The 6,416-nt window shown below is 41.1% G+C and carries 6 protein-coding genes; all 6 read right to left on the bottom strand.

Features of this window, described 5'->3' with window-relative positions:
- Positions 1–29: 29 nt before the first annotated feature.
- Genes D7322_RS10880 through ccoN form a run of 6 tightly spaced genes read right to left on the bottom strand, consistent with a single transcriptional unit; the run spans position 30 to position 5,801 of the window.
- Complete coding sequence (locus D7322_RS10880; RefSeq protein ID WP_121124063.1) at positions 30–719, bottom strand: sulfite exporter TauE/SafE family protein; 690 nt, start codon at positions 717–719, stop codon at positions 30–32.
- A 9-nt stretch (positions 720–728) separates the two neighbouring features.
- On the bottom strand, positions 729–1,151 hold the full coding sequence (locus D7322_RS10885; protein WP_121124065.1) for a FixH family protein: 423 nt from the start codon (positions 1,149–1,151) through the stop codon (positions 729–731).
- 11 nt (positions 1,152–1,162) lie between these two features.
- The gene (ccoG, locus tag D7322_RS10890) at positions 1,163–2,551 is read right to left on the bottom strand and encodes a cytochrome c oxidase accessory protein CcoG (protein WP_121124067.1); all 1,389 of its coding nucleotides are present in this window, start codon (positions 2,549–2,551) and stop codon (positions 1,163–1,165) included.
- Between the two features lie 15 nt (positions 2,552–2,566).
- The gene (locus D7322_RS10895) at positions 2,567–3,460 is read right to left on the bottom strand and encodes a cbb3-type cytochrome c oxidase N-terminal domain-containing protein (protein ID WP_121124069.1); all 894 of its coding nucleotides are present in this window, start codon (positions 3,458–3,460) and stop codon (positions 2,567–2,569) included.
- A 3-nt stretch (positions 3,461–3,463) separates the two neighbouring features.
- Positions 3,464–3,658, bottom strand: coding sequence for a hypothetical protein (locus D7322_RS10900; protein ID WP_108632970.1), 195 nt, complete (start codon positions 3,656–3,658; stop codon positions 3,464–3,466).
- A 4-nt stretch (positions 3,659–3,662) separates the two neighbouring features.
- A complete protein-coding gene (gene ccoN / locus D7322_RS10905) occupies positions 3,663–5,801 on the bottom strand; it encodes a cytochrome-c oxidase, cbb3-type subunit I (protein ID WP_121124071.1) in 2,139 nt (712 codons plus the stop codon).
- Positions 5,802–6,416: the final 615 nt, after the last annotated feature.

The raw sequence follows: 6,416 nt of genomic DNA on the forward strand, positions 1-6,416 counted from the left end.
AATACTTAGCGCCGACAAATTGTTTCCCCTTAAGCACAGTTTATTGTACCTTCAATATGGATAAGAGGACTTAAATAAGGGATATTTAAGTTCGCCCCTCTAAGTATAAACCAGATTCCGAGTAGGAAATATAAAAAAGGCACCCATTTTGAAAAGCCAATTTTGAAAGCTCTGGAGAAGTTCCCTAAAAAGGAAAACAAAAACAACAGTGGAATTGTCCCCAATCCAAAACACAACATAAATAGAAAACTCTGTTGCGGACTGTCGGCATTCATTGCGGACATTAAAGCCATATATACCATACCACAAGGTAATAATCCGTTTAAAATTCCCGCAACAAAACTTCCCCCCGGTCTATACAACCATTTCGACAGAAGTCTGACAAAGGGCTGCACGGAACGAGTCTGCAAGCGGGCGAGGGTACGATTGTTTTTCCCTACGAGCTGAAAGACAGCAATCAGCACCAGTATTATCCCTGTGATCCAGCTCAATGCACGTTGCCAGCCCTGAATTTGTGCAAATGTACCAATGGTTCCCAGAAGAAATCCCAGGCTACCATAAGTCAAAACCCGGCCTAATTGATACAGTACTTTATTTAGAAAAATACACCAATTCAGCTCTCGCCGACCCTCAATCGCAAAAATTAGAGGACCACACATGACAGCACAGTGTATGCTTCCAAATAAGCCCATAAAGAATGCAAAATAGGTATAGTTCATACTCCCGTTTTAAAATAAAATATGCTCCTCAAATAAAAAATCCTTGCCTTCGCTTTTCCAGTCCACATATAATTTCCACATCCCTTTGTCGAATGTGGAAATAGGCAATACCAGCAGATTATCCGTTGTCTGGAATGGCAGCTCCCTATCTAGCTTACTATCCGATGGTTTACGAAACAATAGCTTTCCTTTGTTCACTTTCGATACAAAATGTATGTAAAGTGTGTCTTTTCTGAGCGCAACCGTCGGCATCTCTTTCATGCTCAACACATTCTGTTTTTTTTCATAAGCTTGATCGTAGTTCAAGCCTTGTTCATAATAATCGTCTTCTTCTAAGCTGTCCGTATCTTGAGTGACCATGTAAAATCCAGCCGCAACGATGCACAACATAAATACCGCTAAGATTAAAAAAATTTTTGTACCCCAATTCATTGTTCTATTTTTTAATTCATCCCGGGAGGAGCAATAAAAGTTGTTTTTAAGCTTTCAACTTTTTTATCTCCTGAATAGATAGATAATTTGATATTACTTTTATATGTTTCGACGTCCTTGTTTGCGATAATCAGAAAGAAGCTTAAAGTCGCGTGTCCATCTTTACCAAGCTTTTGGATGGGATTAACCAATTGAATTTTGAGTTTCGGATCCTCGCATACTAATCGAAAAGGCATCTCCTTGCCTGATTTATTAATTAATTCCAGGGCGTAAAGATTACTGATTGTCTTATCGTCCCGAAGCTGGTAGGTACTTCCTTTTGCCCGCAACAACCGGCCATCAACAAGGGAGCGATTGAACAGCAAAAAACCAAATACCGACATCAGCGCCACCAAGACAATGGAGTATGCCACCGCCCGGATATTGCTTTTCTTCTTGAGCGTACCTTCAATCTCCCCCATTGGGTAAAAACCGATCAGCTTTTTGGGTTTCCCGATTTTTTCCATGACAGCATCACAGGCATCGATACATGCTGTACAGCTCACGCATTCCAATTGTAGGCCTTTACGGATATCAATTCCTGTTGGACAAACGTGCACACAGAGTTTGCAGTCCACGCAGTCCCCCTGTGAAGTAGAAGTACTTTTTTGTTGCTTTCCTCTGGGTTCACCACGTCTATGATCGTAGGCTACTGTAATACTTTGATCATCCAGGAGGACGCCTTGCAATCTTCCATAGGGACAAATTGCAATGCAGACAATTTCTCTGATGTAGGCAAATACAGCATAAAATACCAGTGTGAATACGATGATGGAGATTAAGCCGGCAATATGCTGATCCAATGGGTCGCTGATAATTTTAATCAATGCATCCGAACCGATGATATAAGCTAAAAAGATGTTTGATATAAAAAACGAGATAATCAGAAATATGCCATGCTTTAATAGCTTCTTCATCTGTTTCTGATCGGTATCAGGACCTTCATCGCATTTTTTTTGTTGTTGCCAATCCCCTTCAATCCAATATTCAATTCTCCTGAAGATGAGTTCAAGAAAAATTGTCTGTGGACATGTCCATCCACACCAGACACGTCCAAAGACCACTGTAAATAGCACTACGCAGACCATAATGATCAACATCCCAAAAACAAATATATAGAGGTCCTGGGGGTAAAAAAGGTTTCCTAGAATCGAAAATTTCCGTTCAATAATATTAAACATTAAGAACGGTTCGCCATTTACCTTGATGAAAGGAGCTACAAATAAGAACAGTAGCAGTGTATAACCAACCCACTGTCTCTTTCTATAAAGTGCTCCCTGCGGTTTTTTGGCATAGATCCACTGTCTCTTTTTTGACTTAGATCCACCATTATTGGCATTATTAACTACTACTGTACTCATTTCAATCTTGATTTACTATTCAGCTTTTTTTTCTTTCCCGGCACCATCATTCGCTTTTGCTGTATCCTCAGCATTTCCGTAGGTTACCTCTTCTCCTTGTGGTTCTTTTGGATTGGCAGGATGTGTATCTCTCAGCGTAACAATATAACTTGCCACCTGTGCAATTTGCGCAGGGCTTAAAGTTTGCTCCCAAGGCACCATTCCTTTATCCGGAACACCATACTTAATAGTTTTAAAGAGATCTTTAATCTCACCGCCATGCAACCAAAATTTATCCGTCAAGTTGGGGCCAATACCGCCCTCCCCGTTTCCACCATGACAGGCGACACAGTTTGCAGCGAATATTGCTTTCCCTTCAACCGCCATGTCTGGCTCAAATTCAACAGTATTTTCATCAACATTGCTGGCAGAAGCAGCTAGATACGCTTGTCTTTCCTTTTCTGCGACAACCATTTCATGTGCATACTCCTGGTCCTGGTTCATACCGATCCCAGAAACCTGATAGATGAATAAGTAGACCACCCCAAAGAAGATCGTCCCATAGAATAAAAAATTAAACCAGATTGGAATGGGATTGTCCAGTTCGCGGATACCATCGTATTCGTGATCGATGACTATGTCCTTTTCTTCAGAGATAGGTCTTATTCCCATGATCTTGTTCCAAGATCGTTTCAACCATCCCTTATTGGCTAATTTCTTGAGTTCTTCTTCTTTGACCAATTCAGGCATCGTAATCTTAATGATGGATTTCATTGCGCGGTTGACCATCAATGCCGAGGCCAGAAGGGCCAACATCACTACTATCAATACGATAATTAAGATATCTGTGTATAAATTATCCGTACCAAAACCCCAGGAAGGCTGAATGGCTTCTACGGTGGCAGGCGCAGTATCTAATAATAAACTCATATACTATATACTTTCAGGTGAATGATTCGTTTCCTTTTCAGTTTCCTCCTCCAAAGGCAGCTCCTTCATATAGTTTACATAGTCCTTTTTCATGCGAAACAACATGATTGCGACCGAAATAAAAAAAATCAGGAATATCCAAAGTGATACAATAAGGTAAAGCTCACTTCCGTTCAAATTTGTGATTTGTTTAAACATAGTCTTATTGATTTACGTTAACATCCTCAGCCGCTTTCGGAGCTGCTTTTATATCCGTTCCCAATCGTTGTAAATAAGCGATTACTGCTATAATTTCGCGATCGGCCAATACATTGACTTGATTCTGTTTCAGATCGTCCGCAATTTTTTGCGCCTGTTTATGCAGATCTTGTTCCGCATTTGCTATCGCCGCATCCGTATAGGGAATTCCTAGTTTGCGGAGAGCCTCCATTTTATCTTTCAAAATAGAGTTATCCAACTGCTGGTCTATTAGCCAAGGATAAGAAGGCATAATACTTCCCGGAGAAGTTATGGTTGGATCCAAAAGATGATCAAAATGCCATTTATTTGGATATTTGGAACCAATACGATGCAAATCTGGCCCGGTACGTTTCGATCCCCATAAGAATGGTGTATCGTATACATATTCGCCAGCTTTGCTATATTCACCATAACGGGCAGTCTCCGATCTAAACGGACGGATTGTTTGTGTATGACAATTGACACAGCCCTCTCTGACATAAAGGTCACGTCCTTGCAGTTCCAGTGCTGTATAAGGCTTCACACTTGCAATTGTCGGTACGTTTTTGGAAATGGTAAATGTAGGAACCATCTCAACCATACCACCGATCAGAATCGCGATAAGCGCCAATACCATGAACAATATAGGTTTACGCTCAAGACGACGGTGCTGGGACTGCTCATTGACCTGAACCGGTAATAGAGCTGGTGCTTCGGCGGGCTCATTGGCCAGCAACTTCCCTTGCTTCATGGTCTTAATCAGGTTGAACGTCATCAGGAAGACACCTGATAAATAAAGCGCCCCACCTAAAGCTCTCATCATATGCATTGGTAGAATTTCCAATGTTGTTGCTAAGAAGTTTGGATATTTCAAAACCCCTTCTGGTGTAAACTCTTTCCACATTAGCCCTTGTACAACTGCTGCCCAATACATCGGAATAGCGTAAAATAGAATTCCAAGTGTACCGATCCAAAAGTGCGTGGAGGCTAATTTCTTCGAGTAAAGTTCTGTTTTATAAATACGTGGGATTAGCCAATAAAGGATACCGAATGTCATAAAACCATTCCAGCCCAATGCACCAACGTGTACGTGCGCAACGATCCAATCGGTAAAGTGTGCAATCGCATTTACCTGCTTCAAAGACAGCATCGGTCCTTCAAACGTTGCCATACCGTAACAGGTCAGTGCGACGACCATAAATTTCAACATAGGTTCAGTCCGTACTTTATCCCAGGCACCGCGCAGTGTCAACAGACCGTTTATCATACCGCCCCAACTTGGTGCAATCAGCATAATCGAAAATACTACGCCAAGGGACTGAACCCAACTTGGTAATGCTGTATATAACAAATGGTGAGGTCCGGCCCAGATATAAATAAAGATCAATGACCAAAAGTGCAGAATACTTAATTTATAGGAATAAACCGGGCGATTAGCCATTTTCGGCAAAAAGTAATACATCATTCCCAAGTAAGGCGTAGTCAGGAAAAATGCTACAGCATTATGACCATACCACCACTGCACAAGTGCATCTTGTACACCTTTGTAAACATAGTAGCTTTTCCATCCTGCTACCGGCAGTTGAATGGAGTTAACGATATGTAATACCGCTACCGTAACAAATGTGGCAATATAGAACCAAACTGCGACGTACATATGACGTTCACGCCTTTTGATAATTGTACCAAACATATTGATGCCAAACACCACCCAAATAAGAGTGATTGCGATATCAATTGGCCACTCCATTTCGGCATACTCATGACTTGAAGTAAGTCCTAGCGGAAGAGTGATGGCCGAGGCGACAATAATTAACTGCCAACCCCAAAAATGGAGCTTACTTAAAGCATCACTGAACATTCTTGCTTTAAGTACCCGCTGCAAGGAGTAATAGACTCCCATAAAAATACCATTACCTACGAAAGCGAATATCACGGCGTTGGTATGCACCGGGCGTACGCGGCCAAACGTGGTATACTGCAACCCGAAGTTCATTTGAGGCCAAACAAGCTGCGTCGCCACAAGCAATCCTATGGTCATACCAACTATCCCCCAAATAATGGTAGCGATTCCGAAATTTCTGACAATTCTATTGTCGTAATTAAATTGCTCTAACTGCATTACTTAAATTGTTGATTCTGAATCAAAAGTAAGCAGCATTTTATGACAATCTAATGATAGAGAATGCGTACAAAAGTGATGTACGTCACTTTACTTTATTGGGTCAAATATCGAATATCCGTTACGTAATACTTGATTTTAAACCATTTAAACAACAACAACGAATAGCACAGTAGTTCACGCTATCCATTCTGAGATCAAAAGTGACGGTTATCACATTCATAGAAGAAGTAGGTATATTTTCTACTGATTAAGGCAGCATTCAATAAGGTTATTTTCATCGTCCGAATGGGAACATCCAATGGCTATCAATGCTAGACCCAGTATATAAATGCATTGTATTTCTGGGTAGCACTATCGGCAGCAGGAGGTCACTGGTATTTGCTTAAATCTGTTGCTCTATTCCTATTCAGGAAAGATTCACATTATAGAGGTTCTTTCAATTTAAGATCACTATGGTAAGAGCAGCAATAACATTGGCCTAGCCATTGTTCTCTGGAATCTTATGGGAAGTATGTAAACGAAAGAAGCCCTTGACTGTTTCCAGCAAGGGCTTCCGTGTAAAAAAAGGCACCGACCTACTCTCCCACCTGTTACGGCAATACCATCGGCTCT

Source organism: Sphingobacterium puteale, from assembly GCF_003627955.1.
Classification (GTDB): Bacteria; Bacteroidota; Bacteroidia; order Sphingobacteriales; family Sphingobacteriaceae; genus Sphingobacterium; species Sphingobacterium puteale.

What these genes read in the sequence shown, in the direction of transcription:
- D7322_RS10895 (WP_121124069.1), bottom strand. Translation starts at nt 3,460, where the DNA reads ATGAGTTTATTATTAGATACTGCGCCTGCCACCGTAGAAGCCATTCAG.
- D7322_RS10880 (WP_121124063.1), bottom strand. Translation starts at nt 719, where the DNA reads ATGAACTATACCTATTTTGCATTCTTTATGGGCTTATTTGGAAGCATA.
- D7322_RS10885 (WP_121124065.1), bottom strand. Translation starts at nt 1,151, where the DNA reads ATGAATTGGGGTACAAAAATTTTTTTAATCTTAGCGGTATTTATGTTG.
- ccoG (WP_121124067.1), bottom strand. Translation starts at nt 2,551, where the DNA reads ATGAGTACAGTAGTAGTTAATAATGCCAATAATGGTGGATCTAAGTCA.
- D7322_RS10900 (WP_108632970.1), bottom strand. Translation starts at nt 3,658, where the DNA reads ATGTTTAAACAAATCACAAATTTGAACGGAAGTGAGCTTTACCTTATT.
- ccoN (WP_121124071.1), bottom strand. Translation starts at nt 5,801, where the DNA reads ATGCAGTTAGAGCAATTTAATTACGACAATAGAATTGTCAGAAATTTC.